Consider the following 21,489-nt stretch of genomic DNA (forward strand, 5'->3'; position numbering starts at 1 on the left):
ATGAAGTAAGCTAGAATATGAGCAATTCAATGAACATGATAACAAAGATGTAGCGAGAGACATGCGAAAAATTGACCCAAATAAAGCATTACCACAAATTCATTCTCGTAAGATTGTGGCACAAAGCAATCTCTTCCGGGTAGAAAGTTTAGATTTAGAATTTTCTAACGGTGAAACCCGTCAATTTGAGCGTATGGCTGGCGGAAATCGCGGTGCCGTCATGATTGTCCCGATGCTAGATGCCGATACCATGGTACTTATCAGAGAGTATGCGGCCGGCACTCATTCCTACCAACTCGGTTTTCCAAAAGGCCTTATTGACCCTGGTGAAACTGCCCTTGAAGCCGCGAACAGAGAGCTTCAAGAGGAAGCAGGTTTTGCAGCAAGGGAGCTTACCGAGCTACATCAAGTCAGCATGGCGCCTACCTTCTTTAATGCCAGCATGACAATTGTGATGGCACGAGATCTTTATCCGAAAACACTTGAAGGCGACGAGCCAGAACCTTTAGAGGTAATAAAGTGGCCGATTGCTGAGTCAGATGCTTTACTTGCACGAGAAGATTTTGTTGAAGCCCGTTGTATTGCTGCTCTATTTTTAGCTCAGAAGTGGTTAAAGGAACAATAAACTATGCCCGACGATGCCCACCCCGACCTACTAGAATTGGCAAAAGAAGTTGCAATAGAAGCCGGCAAAGCAGTCTTAGAAGTATATGAAAATCGCGACTTTGACGCGTATCAAAAAGACGATGACTCACCGGTAACCAGTGCCGACTACCTTGCGAACGACATCATTAATAAACGATTGTCAGAAGCGACCCCAGACATTCCTATTCTTTCTGAAGAAAATAAGCACGCGAGTTTAGACGAGCGAAAACACTGGACTCGCTACTGGCTTATTGATCCCATAGACGGGACGCAAGAATTTATTGCTCGCAGCGGTGATTTTGCCGTGAACATTGCATTAATTGAAAACAACGAACCCACTATTGGCGTTATTTTTTGGCCCCCAGGGCAATCAATTTATTACGCGCAAAAGGGTAAAGGGGCATTTAAGTCTACCCCAGAAGGCGATAAGCCTATATCGGTACGCAAGTTGACCGACCCTAAAAGTAGCGTTGTTATGATTGCAATTAGCCGACGTCAGTCCCGTGAAAAAGTGCTCAACCGAATGTGTGCTAAACGTATATACAACATGCTGCCTCTTGGAAGCTGCTCGCTGAAAGCGTGCTTTATCGCTGAAGGTAAAGCAGATGTATTTATGCGCATTGGTATTACTGGCGAATGGGATACAGGCGCTTCTCAGTGCATTGTATCTGAAGCTGGAGGCAGTATTACCACGGCAAACTTTGAACCGCTGACGTATAACAAGCGACATTCGCTAGAGAACCCAGATTTTGTGGTAATGGGCGATCAACGCGTGCCATGGCAGGACATTGTGAAGTATGATGACTTTGAAAACCCATACACAAAATAAGACGTATGAGTTTTTGAATATTGCATAAATATCCTCACGGTTTACCCACAGTAGACCGTGCAATTTAGCCGTATTGCTACCCAATAGGTTTCGTTGGCTTTTTCATGTATTCAATGCCAAACGAAATTAATGCATCAACAGGAGTAATCAAACGATGGCAAAGTACGTTCGCACATTATCAACCGCTTTACTGGCATGTGGACTCTCGTTTAACGCGTCTGCAGATTGGACAATTAACAAAGATACTAGCGCATTACATTTCATATCCACTAAAAACGCGCAAGTCACTGAAGTGCATCAATTCGATAGCTTTAAAGGCACTTTATCAGACAAGGGTAAGCTTAACGTTGAGGTAGACCTTTCATCGGTTAATACGGCAATAGACATTCGCAACAAACGCATGCAAGAAATGCTGTTTAACGTGAGTGAGTTCGCAACAGCAAACTTTGAAGCAACCTTAACCAAACCCATGATGCAGCTAAAAGCGGGTGAAGTGATGAACGGCAAAGTAGACGGCATACTAACGCTGCACGGTAAGGCAGTACCTACTGCATTTGCAGTAACTGTTAGCCAAGTTGATGCTGATACGCTGACTGTTTCAACCAACGCACCTACGCTCATTAAAGCTGAGTCGTTTGGACTAGCTCAGGGCGTTGCTGCACTGCAAAAAATTGCTGGTTTGAAGAGCATAACCACCACGGTACCGGTTACGTTTTCAGTGACGCTAAACCGCTAGCTCCCATAGACTGAAAGCTCACAGCACAAATAAAAGAAGCCGCTTAGAAAAGCGGCTTCTTTGTAGAGCTAGCGCTCTTTAGAACCCATTAGGGGAATCAACGTTTAAAACTCTAACCTTGTGCAATAAGCACAGGCTTTCTAGGTGTCGGTTGTTGATTTAACGCTTGCTCAGGCATGGTTAGCCATAAGCTCTCAGGTAAAGCAGGTGCAGAAACATTATGCTTAGGGGTAGCGAAGTGAGAAATAGTAAAATGCTTCATTGCTACATCCAGACGTTTAAGCGCTTTACACTCGTTCACCTCTTCACCAATAACAAACACACCCCACTTACGCATTGTTTTACCCAGCACGTCACTACTTGTAAGGCGAATAACAGGGGCCGCTAGCACCATGCCTGTTAGCACAGGAAGCAACCACATAAACAGTGACGGCGTGAAATAAAACGTTGTTACACCCCATGCTATGGCTAGTGAACTCATAATTTGCGTGTGCTTAATGGCGACAGACCAGGGTACTTTGCGACCTTCACGCTCCTGAGCTTCCCATTTCACTGAAAACCCGACGAACACACTGATAACAAAGTAACTATGGTAAAACATCATAAGTGGTGCAATAAGCACAGCCATAACAAGTTCAAGGGATGCACCTTTAAGCAACGCCCACGCGCCACCAAACTCACTTCTGCGCTTAATTAGGGCAAGAGTAATACCGAGTAACTTAGGTAAAAACAACAGTGCTGCCGTGCCCCACATCGTCACCATCATCATATCTTGTCTAGCCACCTGCCAACTTGGAAATAACTGATATTCAGACATAAAGAAGTCAGGCACTGTTGTTGCGCGAATTAACGCATCGGCTGTGCCTAGTGCCAGCATGCAAAACAGAATAAGCGATGAAATATAGGCAAACGCGCCAAATAGGAAATGCAAACGGTTAGCCGTTTTAAGGCCTTTCACGTTAAGCAGACCAAGATGTTGAATGTTGCCTTGAACCCAACGACGATCGCGTATGGCGTAATCGACGATATTGCTAGGTACTTCTTCATAACTTCCCGCTGTGTCGGTTAGCAAATACGCCTGCCATCCTGCACGTGACAGTAAAGCCGCTTCAACGAAGTCATGACTCAATACTTCACCGCCAAACGGTGCACGTCCTTCCAGGGTAGGAAGACCACAGTGCTGCATAAACGGCGCTATACGGATAATAGCGTTGTGGCCCCAATAATTGGCGCTGTCGGTTTGCCAAAAAGAGAGACCTGTGGCCAGCATAGGGCTATACAGGTGTGCTGCAAATTGCACGAAACGCCCAAAAAACGTATCTTGGCGCACCGGCATAGGAATGGTTTGAATTAACGCGGTATCAGGTGCTTGCTCAATACGCTTTGCTAAATCTTCCATGCGTTCGCCAGTCATTACACTATCGGCATCTAGCACAATCATAGATTCGTAGTTACCGCCCCAGCGCTCACAGAACTCTTTAAGATTACCCACTTTTCTATGGGTGTTATTCTCACGGCGGCGATAGAAAACCTGCCCAGCGTAATTACCTAGCCGTTTTTGCAAACGAGCAAATGCATGCAGCTCTGCTTCGGCTTTATCGCTATCTCGCGTGTCACTTAGCATGTAAAAGTCAAAGTTTTCTTTGCTGTCGCCGTCCATAAGCTCGCGGATACACGTCTCGAAACCAACCATAATGCGCTTGGTATCTTCGTTATAAACTGGCATAACCACGGCGTGGCGCTGCGTTAAAGCAACGCTTGCTTCGGGTGCCGCCAATTTCTTTTTCAAACTCAGCGGGTCGATATTGAACAGCTGTAAAACGAATCCAATTATTCCTGTCCAAAATGCCATGCACAGCCAAGCGAAAAGGGTTAACCCCAGTCCTAGCTGAGCAATTTCTAAGTTTGTTAATCCATTGGGTAAAAATATCTCATACAAACTCCAACCGGCCAGCGCCGTGCTCGGAATAACGAGCATTGCCATTATAAATAAACGCATATGTGCTCCTTTGATGATTTGGTTACATGATCCGATTTCTGGCGATCTATTTTCTGACGACAGCCCTGGCTTCTGTTCAGCTTCCATCGATTTATTTAGGTTGGTAGACATAATTCCATACCTCACTCACTCGCTCGCCGTCTTGCTCAATATAAGCACGCATATCAGTGGTTTGATTTTCCGTTGGCTGCATAAAGAAGGTAGCCCGCCACTCTGCGCCATCTGCTACAGGGTATAAACGCTGTTGAGAAACCGTGCCGTTTGCGCTTTGCACTACCAGCTTCGTGGTTTTATCATCAAACGTTTTTGCCTCTGGCGCTAAGAAATCGACGGTAAACTGACGTGTAGTTGCCAAAGACTCATCTTTAAACTCATCACCAGGTAATACTGCTCTACCTTGTCTGGTACGCTCTACCGTTGCTAATGCGCTTTCAAAGGGGTGTTGCTCTACCGTTTTAAGTTCATAAGAGAAATACATCGAATCGCCTTCGTTAAACGGCTCTTCTGGTGTCCAAAACGCAACAATATTGTCGTGGATTTCAGAGGTAGTCGGAATTTCAACAACCTCTAAACGGCCTTTATTAAAACCTTCTCTCGGTGTAACCCATAGACCAGGGCGAATATGGTAGTTTGCTTCTGCGTCTAGGTAGTTATCCCATTGCCCATCGCGCTGTAACATACCGAAGCCTTTAGGCTTACTGTCGCTTAGTGAGGTAATTTGCAAGCGAGACGGATTTGTTAGCGGTCTGAAAATTTCTTCATCGGCATGAGTTACCATTAATACACCATCGCTATCGTGCACTTCAGGACGGTAGTCGTCATGACGCTGTTGTGTATTTTCGCCGTACAAAAACATACTAGTAAACGGAGCAACGCCAAGCTTTTCCACGTCTTCGCGAGCAAACAACCAGCTCTCAACCTCGACGGTCGTATCTTCACCTGGCTCGATAACAAATTTATAAGCGCCAGCAACAGATGGACTTTCCAAACGGGCATAAATGGTAATTGGCTGGCCTGGCTCTGACGCTTTTTTGCTAGGCTCAACTATCCAAAACTCGGTAAAGTGAGGAAACTCTTCACCCTTGGTTAATGCCGTATCAATGGCGAGGCCTCTTGCAGAAATTCCGTATACTTGGTTTTTACCCACTAAGCGAAAATAAGAAGCGCCCAGAAAAACGGCAAATTCATCTTTATACTCGTCACTTTTGATAGGGTAATGAACACGGAAACCTGCAAACCCTGAGTTCTCATCAGTTAACCCTTTAAGTGCTGATGATTGTCCATCGTAGCTGAACATCTCGCTGTCAAAGGCTAAACGCTCGGGGGTATTGCTGCTCCCGATGGTATGAATAGTAACGGGATATTCGTAAAGAAAGCCTGGGTGAAAAAATTGAAGCTCGTAGTCGTTTTCATCATGCCAAAGACTTTGCTCAGGTTGAAAACGAATAGAACGGTATGTTTGGTAGTCAATTTCCTTGAGCTTACTGTCTAAGTTATGATCGTCTTGTTCATAGCTTTCACTTGCAGAAGCTTTGGCTGCGTTAATAACCGATTGTAGAACCGGTGACGCTTTCTGCGGCTGATTATTATCGTTCACAGGTGTCGCCATTGCATTTGGTAAAACAACAAACGCTAAAATGCTTGAAACGTAAACCAATGCACGGGGCATTGCACAGCTTATAGATACGTGTTGCTTAACTATATTTCGCATGATAATTGATAAACGTGGCACGGCCATTTTCCTCTCCTTTGGGTAATGGGCTATCACAGCTGCTTTATTTATCTAAGCAGTAGAAAGGTGCTCTATTCCTTTCCTTTGGATTAACGCAGTAAAGGGAAAACTAAAACTCTGCGTCTACTCTCAAATGCAATAACTCTCACAGGGAGGGAGCAAGACACGGACCAACGCGTTCAAAAAGACAACTAAATAAAATAATTATCAATATTTTCAACCTATTAGAGTGATAAAAAAGATACCACCACACTAAATGTGCTCATTTTTTCCAATGGAGAAACCTTAGCCATCTACTATTTACCTTAAAAACTGTTGTTTTTTAGAGACAGTATTTACGCCTACCATTCACACCACATCGTCATTCTTTCTATCTAAATATCGATTAGCCACATTAAACACTTTTATATTTCCTTTGTTTTTCATCACGTTAAATATAAAAAACGTATTAACTTGGGTTTAAGGAGCGAGTTGGCAAAGGCCTTGCAATTTCACTAGTAGGACGGGGATGACACGGTAAAAAGTAAAATTTGCATATTTTGCATGTCATCGTCATTTTTTATTCAGTTCACTATTAGGCATTCTGTTTAAGCGTCGTATATCGGCGGTTCCCCCTTGTAGCTGATGCAGCCATAAGGATAAACCGAGCTTAAGCACACCTTCATAATCACGCTTGTTTTATGAAATAGGTACTGAACATACTAAGGAGTTATTACATGAACAAAGCAATTTCACTTCTCGCTTCAACTTCTGCGCTTGTCGCACTTACCGCCGCTTTTACCCCTGCTACTGCTTTAGCTGATAAGCCAGATTGGCGTTATGTAGAAGGAGGCTATACAAAGCTAGACTTTGATAACAACGAATCATTTGAGCCTGATGGGTTTACTGCTAGTGGCAAATACCTTCTTAATAGCAATTGGTACTTAAACGGTGAATACAGCTTTTTTGAAGAGGGCAATTTCGATTTTGATATGATAACTGTTGGTGCTGGCTATCGACTTCCAGTGAATGCCACTACAGATGCTTACTTCGGCGCGAACCTTGAGCGAGTAGACGGCGACATAGACGATGATAATGGCTACAGCGTGAACGCTGGGCTTCGCTCTATGGTGACAGAGCAAATAGAATTAGCCGGTGAAGTTGGCTATTACGATGTAGACGGTGGTGAAGCTACGATTAAGGTAGGAGCGAATTACTACATTACGCCTCAGTGGGCCGTTGGCGCCAGCTATGAGTTAATTGATGAGCTAGATATTATGCAAGTAACGGCTCGTTACGCGTTTTAAGCCTCCCTCTCCTCAGGAAGGTTAGCCGGGTTGCTCGACCCGGCTTTTTTATTCAGCGCTTCTATTCACCCGCTTTGTCTTCGGGCAACAAATCTTCTTTGCGCTTTATATCCACACTTTCGTGTAATTCTGAATACACCAGTACCGCGTCTCCCGACTTTAAGCCATCGAGTACCTGCTGTACTTTAGTTTTAAATTCAGTTTCTTGCTCGCCGTAATCTGTACCTTCCCGCAGCACAAACGATTCGGCCAAGCTATAAACCGTATCGGCCTCTAGTGCTTCGATGGGAATTATCATATTTGCTCCAATTTATAAATTTCACAGCACTCACCCTCAAAAACCTCAGTAGCTGCGGCTTGAATAGCTGCATGTACTGTCTGTTGGCAGCACTTCGCTGACAAACTGCTTCACTCTTTCATGTAGCCATACTCGGGGATTAAATACTGAGCCTTGCATAAAACCTACATGCCCACCCCGTTCGCTTAGTTCAACGGTTACGTTTCTAGCTAATTCTTCTTCTTTCGGCACAATGAGATGATTCATGAAAGGATCGTCAATGCTATGCAGTACTAGCGTGCGACAGTGAATAGCGCTCAAAAAGTGATACGCACTGCACTTCTCATAGTAATCTTGCGCATCTTCAAAACCATGAAGTGGCGCCGTTATTTTTTCGTCAAACTGCGTAAAACTCGTCATACCGTCAACGTCTTCCTTGGTAAGCTGAATAAGCTTTCGATAGTCGATATATTCCATTTTCTGGCGCAGCGTGCTTTTCATGCTGTTTAGTAAGTACTTTTGATACACCCGAGAAAAACCGTGGTTAATCGACTTTGCACACTCAGCCAGTTTCAGTGGCGATGAAATGGCAACAGCGGCTTGAAGCCACTTCTGTGCTGGATTTTCGCCTAACAACTTAAGCAGCATATTACCGCCTAAAGAAAAGCCAATAGCCACTTTGGGAATACGCGGAAACTTATCGCTAAGCCACTCTAAGAAAAAGCTAGGATCGCCGGTTTCACCGCTGTGATAGGCTCGGGCGTTTAAGTTAGGTACACCACTGCAACCGCGATAGTGCATCATCACCACCTGCCAGCCGTTTACCGACAGCTGTGCCATCATATCGTTGGCATAGTGAGACTTAATACTGCCCTCTAACCCGTGAAAAAGAACAACAATGCCTGCTGTTTCCTGTGGTTTCGGGCCCCACGCCACATCAACAAAGTCATCATCAGGAAGGGTTAATCTCTCCATTTGATAGGCTAACGGCAACCGTTTTTGAATAAACCGTGGCCATATTGTCTGCACGTGACGATTTTTAGCCCACCCAGGAACGGTGAAGCTACTTTTAATTATTTTTCCGTGTGCTCTCGCTGGCTTACTCATTATGTCTTCTTATTTTATAACTTCTTATTTAAATGCTTCTTTTTTTAGTGATTCTTATTTCAATTTTCGTCTTAATCATTTCTTCACAACAGAAGCGGCTTAGGGAAGCTGGCTAACAAGCTGACTCACAAGGCTTCGGGCCTCGCTGTTTTCCCTAAGCGAATAAACATTGATAAACGCTGCAATAGACGCATTTAAAATGCGTGTACCATCACCTGAAGGCTGCGCAGACATGCGGTGTACGTCTAACTGATTAAAAGCTTCGATAATGGCTTCTTGCTGCTGCCTCTCAAGCGCTAGCTCTTGCGTTTTTAGCAGCTCATAAGTCTCAGCGTTTCTTTCACAGCTTGCACTACTTTCATCATTAGCGTTAGTCGAACTTTGCACCGTTGACCGGTGCTTCGGTTTGGCTAACTTACGTTTATTTCTGTGTGTTTTTAACTCACTTTCACTTTTCGCTGCCGCCTCAATAACATCTTTTAACTGGGGCAAATTAACAATGATATTGTTTTCTAGACACCAGCACACCAGTAAAAGTACGTTCACGTTTACCCCATGCCCATCTTGAAGCAGTAACGCTAGCGGTGCTACATCACCTGTGGCATAGCGGCTAAGGCTATATTGCCAAAACATCTCACCATCAATACTAACCATTTGCGATGTCATAAGCTTCCCGGTGTTGTTCTATTTGCTCTTGGGCATCCAGCCATGCCATTTCCTCTTCTTCAATACGCTGTTTCAGTGAAGTCTGCTTATCGAGTAACGCCATAAGCTCAGATTTCTTGTCCTCACCGTAAAGGCTGGTATCTGCCAATGACTCCTCTACATTAGCGAGGGAGGCTGAATGGGCTTCCATATTCTTTTCATGCTTTTCTACGGCGCGCTTTAAAGGAGCGATCTGTTTTCTAAACTCAGCTTCTTTGCGCTTTTCTTCTTTGCGATCGAGTTTTCGCTCCGGCTTACTGGTTTGCTCCCCTTGCGCTTCGTCTTTTGCATCTTGATTCGCTTTTGCCTTTTCAGCAGCCTGCTGTTTTAAGATCCAATCTCGATAATCGTCTAAGTCGCCGGTGAAAGAGGCCACATGACCACTGTCCACAAGATAGAAATCTTCGCACACCGAACTCAGTAGAAACCTATCGTGCGATACCAGCACCATGGCACCTTCAAAGCCTTGCAGGGCAATATTAAGAGCATGACGCATTTCTAAATCAAGGTGGTTAGTCGGTTCATCTAAAAGCAGTAAATTTGGCTTTTGATACACAATTAACGCGAGCACTAGGCGAGCTTTTTCACCACCAGACATGGGGGCAACAGGCGCGAGTGCTTCGTCCCCATTAAAGCCAAATCCGCCCAAATAATCTCGTAGTTGCTGCTCGGTGGCTTTTGCGTCTAGTCGCTGTAAGTGAAGTATAGGGGTGGCATTGGGGTCTAAGGTTTCTAGCTGATGCTGGGCGAAATACCCAATTTTAAGCCCTTTCGCTGTGTTAAATATGCCTTGTTTGGGCGGATGCACGCCAGCCAGCAGCTTTATCAGCGTTGACTTACCTTGGCCATTTCGACCGAGTAGGCCAATACGGCTACCCGGAACCAAATTGAGTTTCACCTGCTCTAGCACAGTACGCTCGCCATAGCCTAGCTGCACTTTTTCCATTTGCACTAACGGGTTTGGCAACGCTGATGGAGGGGCAAATGAAAAACTAAAAGGGCTGGCCATGTGCGCAGGTAGCAGAGTTTCCATCTTCTCGAGCTGTTTGATACGGCTTTGTGCTTGCTTAGCTTTACTCGCTTTGGCTTTAAAGCGAGTAATAAATGAATTCAAATGAGCGACTTTTTGCTGCTGCTTGTCATACTCAAGATTTTGCAAGCGAATACGTTCGGCGCGCTGCGTTTCAAAGGCAGAATAGTTCCCCGTATAAGTCACTAGTTTTTGTTGCTCTACACTGATGATTTGAGCAACCGTATTATCGATAAATGCCTTATCGTGAGAAATAAGTAGCAATGTTCCAGCGAATCGCTGAAGCCATTTTTCAAGCCAAATAACCGCATCTAAATCTAGGTGGTTGGTTGGCTCATCAAGTAATAGTAAATCTGAAGGACATAGCAAGGCCTGCGCTAGGTTTAAACGCATACGCCACCCACCAGAGAAGTCGGTAACGGGGGCGGTAAGCTGTGAGTTGGTAAAGCCTAAACCTGAGAGAATAGTGGCCGCACGAGACTCAACATCATAGGCACCTGCCTGTTCTAACTGACCGTGAATTTGGCCAATCTGTACGCCGTCTTCTTGCTGTTCGGCTAACGCAAGCTGCGCCTGAAGGGTGCGCAAGTGTTTATCGCCGTCCACCACATAATCAATGGCTCGCCTGTCTGTTGCCGGCGTTTCCTGAGCCACGCTGACTATTCGCCAGTCGCCAGGTACACTGCAATCACCAGCATCAACCGTTAGCTCGCTGCGCAACAGAGCAAATAAAGTCGATTTTCCACACCCGTTGCTTCCTATCAACGCCACTTTATGGCCAGGAAATACCTGGGCAGATGCGTCTTCTAGCAGCATTTTTCTGCCGCGCAATAGCGATACATTTGAGAGCTTTATCATGACTTACCTACGCTGGGACAACTTCGGGCGCGTATAATAGCAAAAACTTAAGGTAAAAGCTGATCAACGCACCGTGTTTGGCGGTATAATAAGGGCATCGCATCAAAAGGTATAGATATGTCAAAATCAGTGAGACGCCGCTTTGTCGCTGGCGCAACGTGCCCAGAGTGCAAAGAGTTAGATACGATTTCTTTATATTATGAAAATAATGTGGAGAAGTTAGAGTGTGTGGCGTGTGGTTACAATGAAGCACAAACCGACGAAAAGGTGAGCGCGGTAACAAGAGAAAGCGAAAACGTTATCGGCATATTCAAGCCTCACTAGCAACTGAACGTAGATGTCACTTGAAATCAGTACAAGGCGTAAATAGGCCTTTACGCCTTTTTGATAGCTGCAATATATTTACTTACAAATGTTAGATGGTGCAGCTATCACCGCAATCGTTGGCACCATCTCGCATGCCCTCAATAGCTTGATTGTCTTTTTCATCTTTCTTGGCCTGATTTTCAGCCATCGACTTTTCCACTGAATCAAAGTCAATATTATCAAGTGCATCTATGTCAAATGCATCCATATCAAAATCGCTCATTTCTTAAACCTTCTATTGCTGCACAAGCGCATCACTGCTTGCTACTTATAAATTAAAAGTGAGGAGGCGGTGTTTCCTCAGACTCTTTCGCCATATTTGATGGCTCGATAGACTTTACTCTGTCCACAACATGACGAACCTTAAACAACAAGTCATCCAGCTGCTTTTGCTGAGAGGACAGTGCGTCGTTTAATGAATCAATGGTGTACTCTTGAAAAGCTACTTTGGTTTGCAGTTCTTCAATACTTTCATGGGCGCTGTCTATCTGCGCCTGTAGCGTTGCCATTCGCTTTTCTTCGTCATTGTTTTTGTGAGTCATCGCGCTCTCTATGGTTTTTTGCTGCTTGTTACACGTTTTATTACGCGTTGCCGCAAATAGTGTTGCTACTACTGGCTATCGCTCTCGCTGCCACACTTCGGCTAAGCCACTGCTGCTTTCTGTGACTATGTTACCATTTGGCAAGAACCCAACGCCATACACAACTGACGTAGGTGGCGATATTGTTTCACGCACCGCTACTTGAATAGACTGAATTTGATCGCCGGTTTCAATATCCCACAGATACGCTTTTCGTGATGGCGAACCGGTAAGTAAATACTTACCGTCTTTTGAAAACTCCACATCGGTAAATATCTTTTGCCGCGCAATGTAATTTAGGCTGCTCACGGGTTGCCCGGTTTGCACATTCCAAATTTGCGACTTGCTTTGGCTATCGGCGGTAAAGGCGAATCGCCCTTCATCGTCCAACGCTACCTTTGTGACCCGAGTGGGATGGGTAAAGGTATGCAAAATTTGTCCAGTTTCTGTGCTCCACAAATAGGCAAGGTAGTCATTACCACCGGTAAGCGCATACTTGCCATTTGGCGAGATATCAATAGAGTTCACTTTTTCCTGATGCCCCAAAAACTCAAGACGCCGCTGGGTACTGGGTTCGAAAAACATGACTTTGCCGCTTGAGCGAGCCACGAGTATGCCTCTACCATTATTGGTAACGGCTACATCTCTTATGTTCGACTCATCTATTCGCCAGAACCCTACTGGCTCGCCAGTCTCCATATCCCACAAAGCAAACGCAACTCTGTCTGCGGTAACAACGTATCGCTTGTCCGCGCTAATATGCACCGACACTACAAGGTTATTCCCTTCGCTTTGGTGACCCCACCGGTACAAAGGTTCGCTTTCTCCAATACGCCACACGTTGATGCCGTTATCAACGCCAGAAACAACGGCAATGGTCCCGTCTGCGGAAATGTCTGCCGCATATGCACCTTCTTCAACATGACGCCACTGCTTTAATGGCGTAGTATCAGGAACCGTACACCCTACGGATCCGCAAATAGCTGTGATGAGTAATAATAATCTCAGGAACATTTTGGACCTAAACATAATCAAATGGGTTTCGCTTTGTGAACGCTACGTTTAACATAGCACGGATATCGCATCTTTAACTATCGTGCACACTGCCTTAGATGCAGCAGTATAGACATTGAAGCATGATGATAAAAATTAATGGAGACGTTTTTATGCAGAAGTCGCTCGTTGCCTTATCAACACTAGCTGCGCTTGGACTATTCGCTTGCCAGCCTAATACTTCAGATGAGGCTACAACTACCAGCGCAGACAATGCCAACGCATCTTCTGTTGCAGCAGAAGAAATGACAGATACGCAAAAGCAGGCATACGCAATGGGTGCAAGCATGGGCTTATTTGTGACTAATCGCGCTGAGCAGCAAGAACAGCTTGGTTTAGCACTAGACCAAGACGCACTTAAGCAAGGCTTTACTGACGGATTAAACGACACGCTTAAGTTTACGCCAGAGCAGATCCAACAAATTGCTCAACAGGGTGAAGAAATGTTGCGTACTAAGCAACAAGAAATGGCGGCACAAGCGGCAGAAAAGAATATTGAAGCCGGTGTTGCGTACCTTGCAGAAAATGCAGAGCGCGATGGCGTAACCACTACCGAATCAGGCCTACAATACGAAGTGCTTGAAGAAGGTGAAGGCAACAGCCCTGCTGCTACTGACATGGTTAAAGTACATTACCGTGGCACCTTGCTAGATGGTACTGTTTTCGACTCATCATATGACAGAGGCGAGCCAGCTGAATTTCCACTAAATCGCGTTATTCCTGGCTGGACTGAGGGTGTTCAATTAATGAAGGAAGGCGCTAAATACCGCTTCCATATCCCGTCAGAACTTGCCTACGGTGAGCGTGCTACTGGAGCGATTACACCAAACTCAACACTTATTTTTGATGTTGAGCTACTTGAAGTAAAAGCACCAGCAACAGAAGCACCAACTGAGTAACATCTGCTATTTATGGTGGCGTTTTCTTCGCCTCACAAAATAGCACGAGTGCAAAAAAGAGAAAGCCGACGTTAATCACGTCGGCTTTGTTGTTTTAGTGAGTCAGCTAATTCCATGCCTACCTTTCCCTATGAGCGAGTGGCGTTCAACCACGTCTGTATCCAATTAGTAAAGTGGATATTTCAATGTGCTAGGTGCCTCGAATCACCCTTTAACTATAGTACAGTGCGTTGATTTTTCACCTTTGAAACCGACTTTTCTTGTAACATTTTCGACTTAAACTGCCGTGGTTAGACTGTTTTGATTTAACGCTTAAGGCTGTTTTACCGCTCAAGGCTGTTTTAACGCTCAGGGCTGTTTACCGCTCAGGGCTGTTTACCGCTCAGGGCTCTTTTAACGCTCAGGGCTCTTTTAACGCTCAGGGCTGCGGCGGCGTTCGGTGTGCAGCTTAAAACTAGCAAAGTGTTTAAGCAGAGACTGGCCTATTTTATACATTGTTATACCTGCAAATATAAAGAGAACGGTTTGAATACTCTGTAAACGAACAACCACATCTAAAAAAGCGTAAAATAGTAATAACCCGCCGGTTAGCAGCACCATAAAGCCCAGAATGGTACCGCTCACATTGAGCGAGTCATTGTGGGTCTTTTGACGATAAAATACGGATAATTTGTTTTGCATAACACCATCCTTAAATTGTTCACTATTTATACTGCGACAAGCGGGTAAAAGTTTATGTTCATTAATTCACCGTAAATTAATCCACCTCGTCCCGTTGATTCTTTTTCTAAGCGCTGTTTATGGCGTGTTGACCTAGGGGCGTGCCCGAGTATCCATTGCTGTATTTTTACTGCCAACCTTTGCAATGCTTCTTTCGGTATGACTCTTTTGGTATGACTCTTTTGCTACGGCTTATTCGTTACGGCTCTTTCGTAAGAATAAGGGATTGCGTTTTTTGTTATTACCCACATACAGTAGATAAACACCAGTTCATTCATTTATAGGATATTGTGAAGACTCCACTTATCACTCGAAAAGGCTACACAAAACTCAGGAACGAGCTTGAGGTTTTATGGCGTGAGGAAAGGCCTGAAATAACCCGCAAAGTCACGTGGGCGGCAAGCCTTGGCGATCGCAGTGAAAATGCTGATTATCAGTACAACAAAAAGAAGCTGCGCGAAATAGATCGCCGCGTTCGTTACTTACGAAAATGCTTAGAAAACCTAAAAGTGGTGGATTATGACCCACAGCAAGAAGGTAAAGTGTTCTTTGGGGCCTGGGTAGAGATAGAGAACGAAGCAGGCGAGGTACTAGAGCTAAGACTCGCTGGTTACGACGAAATTTTCGGTCGTAAAGACTACATTTCTATTGATTCCCCTATGGCAAGAGCACTTGTAGGAAAAGAAGAGGACGATGAGTTCGTCGTAAAAACCGAAACCGATATAAAGGAATGGTGGATAAACAGAATTTGGTACGATCCCACAGATAAAATATAGTGTAACGTCAAGCACACACCGTTAACTAGCGGATGATCTGACGACTTTTGCCAAATGGCGATGCTATACTCGCCGTTATTATTTCCAGTACAAACACTGCACCAGAAACATCAGGTTCGTGCAGGTTTCTCGCTTTTGTCAAAAGCGCATCAATAGTATTTTGGGCCATATATGATTATCAATAAAATTGCTGAAGAACTTTCAGTACAAGCGTCGCAAGTCAACGCAGCAGTAAAACTTCTCGATGGAGGGGCGACTGTTCCTTTTATTGCTCGTTACAGAAAAGAGGCCACAGAAGGGCTCGACGATACGCAATTGAGAAATTTAGAACAGCGACTCACCTATTTGCGCGAACTTGAAGAGCGCCGCGACGTGATCCTTCGCTCGATAGATGAGCAAGGTAAACTTACCGACGAGTTAAAAGCCAATATTGGCAATGCCGATAGCAAAACCACCCTTGAAGACTTATACCTGCCGTTTAAACCTCGCCGTCGCACCAAAGGACAGATTGCGATTGAAGCAGGCTTAACGCCATTAGCTGATTTGTTATTTAACAAGCCCGACACTAACATCGAAGAAGCAGCAAACCAGTATGTGGATGCTGAGAAAGGCGTTGCCGACACCAAAGCGGCTTTAGAAGGCGCTCGCTTTATCCTGATGGAGCGCTTTGCTGAAGACGCCGCGCTACTTGGCAAAATCCGTCTTTACCTAACCGAAAACGCGCACCTTAAAAGCACTCTTGCGCCGGGTAAAGAAAAAGATGCCGCAAAATATAAAGATTATTTTTCTCATAGCGAAAAATACAAAGGGGTGCCCTCACACCGTGCGCTTGCTATGTTCAGGGGCCGTAACGAAGGCTTACTGCACATTCAGATAGATGCAGACCCTCAGCAAGATGAAAAAGGGCCGTCTCATTGCGAGCATATTATTGCTTCACACTATGCCATTACCCATCGCGGACGTTCCGCCGACGATTTTCTTGCGCAAGTGGTGCAGTGGACGTGGAAGATAAAAATTGGTCTTCATATGGAAACCGAACTTTTCAGTGCCCTTAGAGAGCGCGCTGAAAAAGAGGCGATTGATGTATTTGCCAAAAACCTCAACGACCTGTTAATGGCCGCACCAGCGGGTGCTAAAACCACAATGGGGCTAGATCCAGGCTTACGCACTGGGGTAAAGGTAGCTATTGTAGATAGCACCGGAAAAGTATTAGCGTCGAATACGATATTCCCTCATGCGCCGCAAAATCAGTGGGATAAATCAAGCCGCACACTAACCACCTTGTGCAAACAGTACAAAGTGGACTTGATCAGTATCGGCAACGGAACGGGTTCGCGAGAGACTGACAAGCTGGTTGGAGAGGTGTTGAAAAGCAACCCAGACCTTAGCGCACAAAAAATCATGGTTAGCGAAGCCGGTGCATCTGTGTACTCAGCATCAGAACTGGCTTCAAAAGAACTCCCTACCCTCGATGTTTCTATACGCGGTGCTGTCTCTATTGCACGTCGGTTACAAGACCCGTTAGCCGAGCTGGTAAAAATTGAGCCTAAAGCGATTGGTGTAGGCCAATATCAGCATGATGTCAGTCAAAGTCAGCTTGGAAAGTCATTAGACCGCGTTATAGAAGATTGTGTGAATGCAGTTGGTGTTGATTTAAATACAGCATCACCCGCCTTGCTTAGCTATGTGTCTGGATTAAATAAGACACTGGCTCACAATATTGTGAAGCTTAGGGACAGCAAGGGCGCATTTTCAAACCGTAAAGCCTTGTTAGACGTTGAACGCTTAGGACCTAAAGCCTATGAACAAGCCGCTGGTTTTTTGCGTATTGTCAACGGAAGCAACCCGCTAGATGCTTCTTCAGTGCACCCTGAAGCTTATCCTGTGGTAGACAAGATTGTAGATACGGCAGCAGTGGCGGTAAACGATATTATTGGCAATACTGAATTGCTGAAAAGCTTATCGCCCGAGACGTTCACCAATGACGATTTTGGTATTCCTACCGTTAAAGACATATTTAAAGAGCTTGAAAAACCAGGCCGCGACCCTCGTCCAGAATTTAAAACGGCTTCATTTAAAGAAGGCGTAGAAAAAATTACCGACTTAGAGCCGGGAATGATCCTTGAAGGCGTGGTGAGTAATGTAGCCAATTTTGGCGCTTTTGTGGATGTGGGTGTTCATCAAGATGGCCTAGTGCATATTTCGGCGCTGACTAACAAGTTCATCTCAGACCCTCGCGAAGTGGTTAAAGCAGGTGACATTGTAAAAGTGAAGGTGATGGAAGTGGACGTAGCGCGCAAACGCATTTCCTTTACCATGCGTCTTGAAGATACACCTACCCCGTCGCGCGACAATGCCAACGGCGGCGATGCTAATAACGCCAGAGAAAGCCGCTCAAAGCAGGATAGAGGGCCACGTTCAAATCAAAATGCGCATAAGGGCAATCAGCGAGGCGGACAACATCGCAATGCGAAGCCTCAGCAAAATAGTGCAATGGGCAACGCCTTTGCTGATGCACTTGCGAAAGCGAAAAAGTAAGTAAGCGCACTCTGTAACGTAAAAAGGGTAACGTAAAAAGGGGCTAAGCGAAAACGCTAAGCCCCTTTTTTTATGCTAACTATCAAGCTTGCAGTGAAAGACCTTCACGGGATGGTGTGTAAGCTTGAGTATAGAGATTTTGAATGCGACCTATGCGCGCCTGCATGGCGCTGCTCTCTTGTGACTCTAACGACTTAACTTCTGACGCCTGTGCTTGAGACGCAAAATTAGCTTCATCTAAACGTCTGGTAGGGGTGTCTACCCCTGCGCTATCAGTAATTTCGTCAATACTCGGTGGAGCCACATCTATAGCGGGAATAGTAATTTCGCTAGGGTTTAGCGCGCCAACACCCTGAGTGCTAGGACCTTGACCGCTAGGCTCTGCTTCACTCACAGCGCCATTGGCACTGACACCTGTGACAGAATTAGCACCTGTGACAGAATTAGCGCTTTCTGCAGCGCTAACGTCGCCACTAGACTGCAGCGTGTCTCGGTTTTCTTTTGCTATGTCATTGCGGGCATCAAAAGCTTTTTGCGCAGCTTCCGCCGCGACTTTCAAGTCTTGAGAAGAAGGCTGTGCCGGCGCTAATGCTGCTGCTCTTACTTGCTGCATTTTACGCAACGTTTGTTCGGCAGATTGCTCTTCTGAGATATCTATTGATACCTCTCCGCCGGTAACATAACGCTTTTTGTCTGGGCCGGTTGTATATTCATACTGAGGTGACCCCGCATATTGACCGCCAGTAGCTGCGTGCGCTTGCTCGTGGGTACGCACTTCTTGTTCTCTAGCCTTGAGATCCTCAATTTCCTGCTTGTCTTCTTCTGTTAGTACAGGCTGTGCGGATTGTTGCTGGTTTCTTTGTTCTTGCTCAGCGCCTTCTTTGCCCGCACTTTCATCTTGCGCGTTGTCTTTTTCTTGACCAAACACATTTTGAAACGCAGCTTGAAGGTCTGTCTGAATTTGTGGACGGTCGTAGGTGACAGGAGGTTGAGGTAAACCTGGGCTACGTGCCTTATCAGCCTCTGAACCCAGGCCTTTTTGCGACGCGCCCTGCTCTGCATCGCCAGTTTTAGGAATGGTTTCGCGCTGAACGTTATCTCGACGGGCAGACTCAGTGTTCGTATTCGCAGTGGGATACGCTATAGCGGTAAGAATAGGCGCTACAAAATTCACTGGTGTGTCCTTACGCTAATGTGTCGATAATGGTGCCAAGAGTATCATTTGCCACATCAAGTACTTTTGCCGATGCCTGTGCATTGAGACTGTTGACGTTGAGCGAGATCAGGTCGGAGGTAATATTAGCGGGCGCTTTTTGTGATGAATTCGCTAAAGAGCCGCTCTGTGATGTACCGCCAAGCTCTTGCTGGCGACCTGCAGTCTGTTGGGCGATATTGGACGCAGCCTGAGTCATACCATCACTGGCACGCTGCAAACCGGATTGTCCTGCAAAAAACGCAGAATTGAGTGTAACGCCACTTACATCAGACATATAATTCTCCTAACCTCTCATGCGCAATTATTAACCAATAAGAGGAAAAGATAAAGTACTCACGGGAGCTTTCGCACTAAGTCCCTGTACCTGTAGTGAATTTTTGTACGGCCGCTTTTACCTAAAGCGGCTTAAGCGCGAACACGATGACGACTACGACGCCCGCTGCTGCTGTAAATTAGCCGCGAAGCTCGTTACTATGTCAGCAGTTTGCTGTGGATGTGAGATAAACGGCGCATGGGAGGCATGAGGCAAAACCACAGTATCGGCCTGAGGATGCAGCTCACAAATCCGGTCTATTCCCGCAGTGGGAACAAGGCTATCTAACCGGCCATATAGTCGCAGTGTTGGAACCGATATACGACCAACAATCTGCCGCAAGTCCTCTTTTGCAAGAATGCCAAGGCCGCGCTTCAATGCTTCTTCTGCTGGCTCAGGATACTCGGTAACATGCTCCCTTATTGTCTTAATATCATTTTTAGCCGTCGCACTGCCCATCGCCTGAATAGCAAGAAAACGCTCTAACGTTTTCCTGTAATTCTTTTCCAATTGGGCTTCAAACATGGTGAGTAAGTCTTCTGCAATGCCTGGCCAACAAGGCCCAGCACTGAAGCGGGGCGTCGACGCGATTGTAATAAGGCCGGCTAATTTTTGTGGTACATCAATGGCTATTTTTTGCGCGACCAAACCACCTAAAGACCAGCCTGCTAGTACGCAATGCTTAGGCAGCTGTGCGCTAATCATGTTTGCCAAGGCCTCTACGGTGTAAGGCTTAGGAAGATGATGTGCATTTTCACCAAAGCCAGGTAAGTCGATGGTGGTAACACGAAAGTAATCTTGCAAATAGGGAATAAAGGAAGAAAAAGCACCGCTGTTCATTCCCCAGCCGTGAAGAAGTACTAGGTCCACTTTCGAATCGTTGAGATCAGTACCATGAGTACGGGTGACAAGCGCGTCGTTTGTCTGCAAACTTTCCATTTTACACCTCTTGTTCGTGAGTCGTGTCGTTAGCGAAAAAAGACATTATAGAAAAAGGCCAACCTTTTACGGTGAATAGCACTTTACTAATTAGCGGTTTAGTAAAAAGCACATTGAACAAAATACGTTTTAAAAACTGGCGGAGTCTTCGATGAACCTTTCATGCCTACTATGTTATCAGGCAAGTCCTACGCCAGTGTGTCAATGGTGTGAATCTGATCTCTTTTTTTTCAACGAGGAAATACACGGAAACAACCTTTTAGAGTTTGGCCCCGTGGGGCGCCACGTAACCCATAGACACTACCACTCATTGTCCATTCTCGGCCTTTACACGTGGCCTATGTCATCCTTAATTCACCAGTTTAAGTTTATGCATTCTCTCGTCGCAGGCAAGATGTTAAGCCAGTGGTTTGTCGATAAAAAGCAACACTGCACATTTTCAGTGCCTGATTTGCTCCTTCCAGTACCTATAAGTGCTTGGCGACTGGCTAAGCGCCATTATAATCAAGCCGGCGTTATGGCCGATTTTATAGGTAAGGGTTTAGGTATTCCGTGCCTGCATCAGTGGGCTATAAGAACAGGTTCAAGCACTCAGCACCAACTCTCTAAATCACAAAGAAAAAAGAACGCTGAACACGCCTTTGCGCTAACGCAATATGCTATTGATGCGCTCGTACCGAGCAGAAATGATGAGTTTATTGTTGCGATAGTAGATGACGTGGTGACAACTGGCGTAACGGTAGACGTGCTTAGCAAATTATTGCTAAAGCACTTCCCTAAAGTAAAAATACAGGTGTGGGCGATGACATTTACCCCACCACCCAAAAGCACCTTATACCAGACCGCGTAGCGACGTTAACAAACGCTAACCTCGCCACGTCTAA

General features: G+C 45.5%; 23 protein-coding genes. 9 read left to right on the forward strand and 14 right to left on the reverse strand.

Annotation, left to right across the window (positions count from 1 at the left end):
- Positions 1–61 precede the first annotated feature (61 nt).
- The 3 genes from nudE to GTQ48_RS07735 all read left to right on the forward strand — a co-directional run bounded on the left by nudE (position 62) and on the right by GTQ48_RS07735 (position 2,210).
- The gene (nudE, locus tag GTQ48_RS07725) at positions 62–625 is read left to right on the forward strand and encodes an ADP compounds hydrolase NudE (protein ID WP_163106046.1); all 564 of its coding nucleotides are present in this window, start codon (positions 62–64) and stop codon (positions 623–625) included.
- Positions 626–628: 3 nt separating this feature from the next.
- Positions 629–1,474 carry a 3'(2'),5'-bisphosphate nucleotidase CysQ gene (cysQ, locus tag GTQ48_RS07730; RefSeq protein WP_163106047.1) on the forward strand — a complete coding sequence of 282 codons (846 nt, stop codon included), beginning with the start codon at positions 629–631 and terminating at the stop codon, positions 1,472–1,474.
- Positions 1,475–1,628: 154 nt separating this feature from the next.
- The gene (locus GTQ48_RS07735) at positions 1,629–2,210 is read left to right on the forward strand and encodes a YceI family protein (RefSeq protein ID WP_163106048.1); all 582 of its coding nucleotides are present in this window, start codon (positions 1,629–1,631) and stop codon (positions 2,208–2,210) included.
- Positions 2,211–2,322: 112 nt separating this feature from the next.
- Here the strand turns inward: GTQ48_RS07735 and mdoH are convergent, their stop codons facing one another.
- Together mdoH and GTQ48_RS07745 are read right to left on the reverse strand one after the other, a co-directional pair.
- Positions 2,323–4,320 carry a glucans biosynthesis glucosyltransferase MdoH gene (mdoH, locus tag GTQ48_RS07740; RefSeq protein WP_163106050.1) on the reverse strand — a complete coding sequence of 666 codons (1,998 nt, stop codon included), beginning with the start codon at positions 4,318–4,320 and terminating at the stop codon, positions 2,323–2,325.
- Entirely contained in the window at positions 4,301–5,947 is a 1,647-nt protein-coding gene (locus GTQ48_RS07745) for an OpgD/OpgG family glucan biosynthesis protein (protein ID WP_163106052.1), read from the reverse strand. Before GTQ48_RS07745 ends, mdoH begins: the two co-directional genes overlap by 20 nt.
- A 710-nt stretch (positions 5,948–6,657) precedes the next feature.
- Between GTQ48_RS07745 and GTQ48_RS07750 the strand changes: the two genes are divergently transcribed.
- Positions 6,658–7,227: a porin family protein gene (locus GTQ48_RS07750; protein ID WP_163106054.1), complete on the forward strand. Its 570-nt coding sequence runs from the start codon at positions 6,658–6,660 to the stop codon at positions 7,225–7,227.
- 61 nt (positions 7,228–7,288) lie between these two features.
- On the opposite strand, the gene GTQ48_RS07755 is transcribed toward GTQ48_RS07750, so the two are convergent.
- The 4 genes from GTQ48_RS07755 to GTQ48_RS07770 form a co-directional block, all read right to left on the reverse strand.
- Positions 7,289–7,525: a YheU family protein gene (locus tag GTQ48_RS07755; protein ID WP_163106056.1), complete on the reverse strand. Its 237-nt coding sequence runs from the start codon at positions 7,523–7,525 to the stop codon at positions 7,289–7,291.
- Between the two features lie 45 nt (positions 7,526–7,570).
- On the reverse strand, positions 7,571–8,611 hold the full coding sequence (locus tag GTQ48_RS07760; protein ID WP_163106058.1) for a hydrolase: 1,041 nt from the start codon (positions 8,609–8,611) through the stop codon (positions 7,571–7,573).
- A gap of 99 nt (positions 8,612–8,710) precedes the next feature.
- The gene (locus GTQ48_RS07765; RefSeq protein WP_203565131.1) at positions 8,711–9,277 is read right to left on the reverse strand and encodes a TIGR02444 family protein; all 567 of its coding nucleotides are present in this window, start codon (positions 9,275–9,277) and stop codon (positions 8,711–8,713) included.
- The gene (locus tag GTQ48_RS07770; protein WP_163106060.1) at positions 9,258–11,204 is read right to left on the reverse strand and encodes an ATP-binding cassette domain-containing protein; all 1,947 of its coding nucleotides are present in this window, start codon (positions 11,202–11,204) and stop codon (positions 9,258–9,260) included. The genes GTQ48_RS07765 and GTQ48_RS07770 overlap by 20 nt, the downstream gene beginning before the upstream one ends.
- Positions 11,205–11,321: 117 nt before the next feature.
- Between GTQ48_RS07770 and GTQ48_RS07775 the strand changes: the two genes are divergently transcribed.
- Positions 11,322–11,528, forward strand: a complete 207-nt coding sequence (locus GTQ48_RS07775) for a YheV family putative zinc ribbon protein (protein WP_032095312.1) — start codon at positions 11,322–11,324, stop codon at positions 11,526–11,528.
- A gap of 91 nt (positions 11,529–11,619) precedes the next feature.
- On the opposite strand, the gene GTQ48_RS17525 is transcribed toward GTQ48_RS07775, so the two are convergent.
- From GTQ48_RS17525 to GTQ48_RS07785, 3 genes are all read right to left on the reverse strand, one after another.
- Positions 11,620–11,793 (reverse strand): hypothetical protein, encoded by a 174-nt coding sequence (locus tag GTQ48_RS17525; protein WP_200883155.1) that lies wholly within the window; start codon positions 11,791–11,793, stop codon positions 11,620–11,622.
- A 52-nt stretch (positions 11,794–11,845) separates the two neighbouring features.
- The gene (locus tag GTQ48_RS07780) at positions 11,846–12,112 is read right to left on the reverse strand and encodes a SlyX family protein (protein WP_420837597.1); all 267 of its coding nucleotides are present in this window, start codon (positions 12,110–12,112) and stop codon (positions 11,846–11,848) included.
- 75 nt (positions 12,113–12,187) lie between these two features.
- Positions 12,188–13,165 carry a WD40 repeat domain-containing protein gene (locus tag GTQ48_RS07785; protein ID WP_163106062.1) on the reverse strand — a complete coding sequence of 326 codons (978 nt, stop codon included), beginning with the start codon at positions 13,163–13,165 and terminating at the stop codon, positions 12,188–12,190.
- A 152-nt stretch (positions 13,166–13,317) separates the two neighbouring features.
- Here GTQ48_RS07785 and fkpA point away from each other — a divergent pair, with 152 nt between their 5' ends.
- Positions 13,318–14,103 (forward strand): FKBP-type peptidyl-prolyl cis-trans isomerase, encoded by a 786-nt coding sequence (gene fkpA / locus GTQ48_RS07790; RefSeq protein ID WP_163106063.1) that lies wholly within the window; start codon positions 13,318–13,320, stop codon positions 14,101–14,103.
- A gap of 411 nt (positions 14,104–14,514) precedes the next feature.
- Here fkpA and GTQ48_RS07795 read toward each other — a convergent pair whose 3' ends face one another.
- Positions 14,515–14,784, reverse strand: a complete 270-nt coding sequence (locus tag GTQ48_RS07795) for a hypothetical protein (RefSeq protein ID WP_163106065.1) — start codon at positions 14,782–14,784, stop codon at positions 14,515–14,517.
- Positions 14,785–15,113: 329 nt separating this feature from the next.
- Here GTQ48_RS07795 and greB point away from each other — a divergent pair, with 329 nt between their 5' ends.
- Positions 15,114–15,599, forward strand: coding sequence for a transcription elongation factor GreB (gene greB, locus GTQ48_RS07800; RefSeq protein WP_032095307.1), 486 nt, complete (start codon positions 15,114–15,116; stop codon positions 15,597–15,599).
- Positions 15,600–15,624: 25 nt separating this feature from the next.
- On the opposite strand, the gene GTQ48_RS07805 is transcribed toward greB, so the two are convergent.
- Entirely contained in the window at positions 15,625–15,768 is a 144-nt protein-coding gene (locus GTQ48_RS07805) for a hypothetical protein (RefSeq protein WP_163106067.1), read from the reverse strand.
- A 2-nt stretch (positions 15,769–15,770) separates the two neighbouring features.
- On the opposite strand from GTQ48_RS07805, the gene GTQ48_RS07810 reads away from it, so the two are divergent.
- Positions 15,771–18,137, forward strand: a complete 2,367-nt coding sequence (locus GTQ48_RS07810) for a Tex family protein (RefSeq protein ID WP_163106069.1) — start codon at positions 15,771–15,773, stop codon at positions 18,135–18,137.
- Between the two features lie 82 nt (positions 18,138–18,219).
- Here GTQ48_RS07810 and GTQ48_RS07815 read toward each other — a convergent pair whose 3' ends face one another.
- The 3 genes from GTQ48_RS07815 to bioH all read right to left on the reverse strand — a co-directional run bounded on the left by GTQ48_RS07815 (position 18,220) and on the right by bioH (position 20,605).
- Positions 18,220–19,311 (reverse strand): putative metalloprotease CJM1_0395 family protein, encoded by a 1,092-nt coding sequence (locus tag GTQ48_RS07815; RefSeq protein WP_163106071.1) that lies wholly within the window; start codon positions 19,309–19,311, stop codon positions 18,220–18,222.
- 10 nt (positions 19,312–19,321) lie between these two features.
- A complete protein-coding gene (locus GTQ48_RS07820; RefSeq protein ID WP_163106073.1) occupies positions 19,322–19,627 on the reverse strand; it encodes a hypothetical protein in 306 nt (101 codons plus the stop codon).
- Between the two features lie 153 nt (positions 19,628–19,780).
- Positions 19,781–20,605 (reverse strand): pimeloyl-ACP methyl ester esterase BioH, encoded by an 825-nt coding sequence (gene bioH / locus GTQ48_RS07825; RefSeq protein ID WP_163106074.1) that lies wholly within the window; start codon positions 20,603–20,605, stop codon positions 19,781–19,783.
- A gap of 340 nt (positions 20,606–20,945) precedes the next feature.
- Here bioH and GTQ48_RS07830 point away from each other — a divergent pair, with 340 nt between their 5' ends.
- Positions 20,946–21,455 carry a ComF family protein gene (locus GTQ48_RS07830; protein ID WP_239060042.1) on the forward strand — a complete coding sequence of 170 codons (510 nt, stop codon included), beginning with the start codon at positions 20,946–20,948 and terminating at the stop codon, positions 21,453–21,455.
- Positions 21,456–21,489 lie beyond the last annotated feature (34 nt).

The organism is Alteromonas genovensis (genome assembly GCF_010500895.1).
GTDB lineage: Bacteria > Pseudomonadota > Gammaproteobacteria > Enterobacterales > Alteromonadaceae > Alteromonas > Alteromonas genovensis.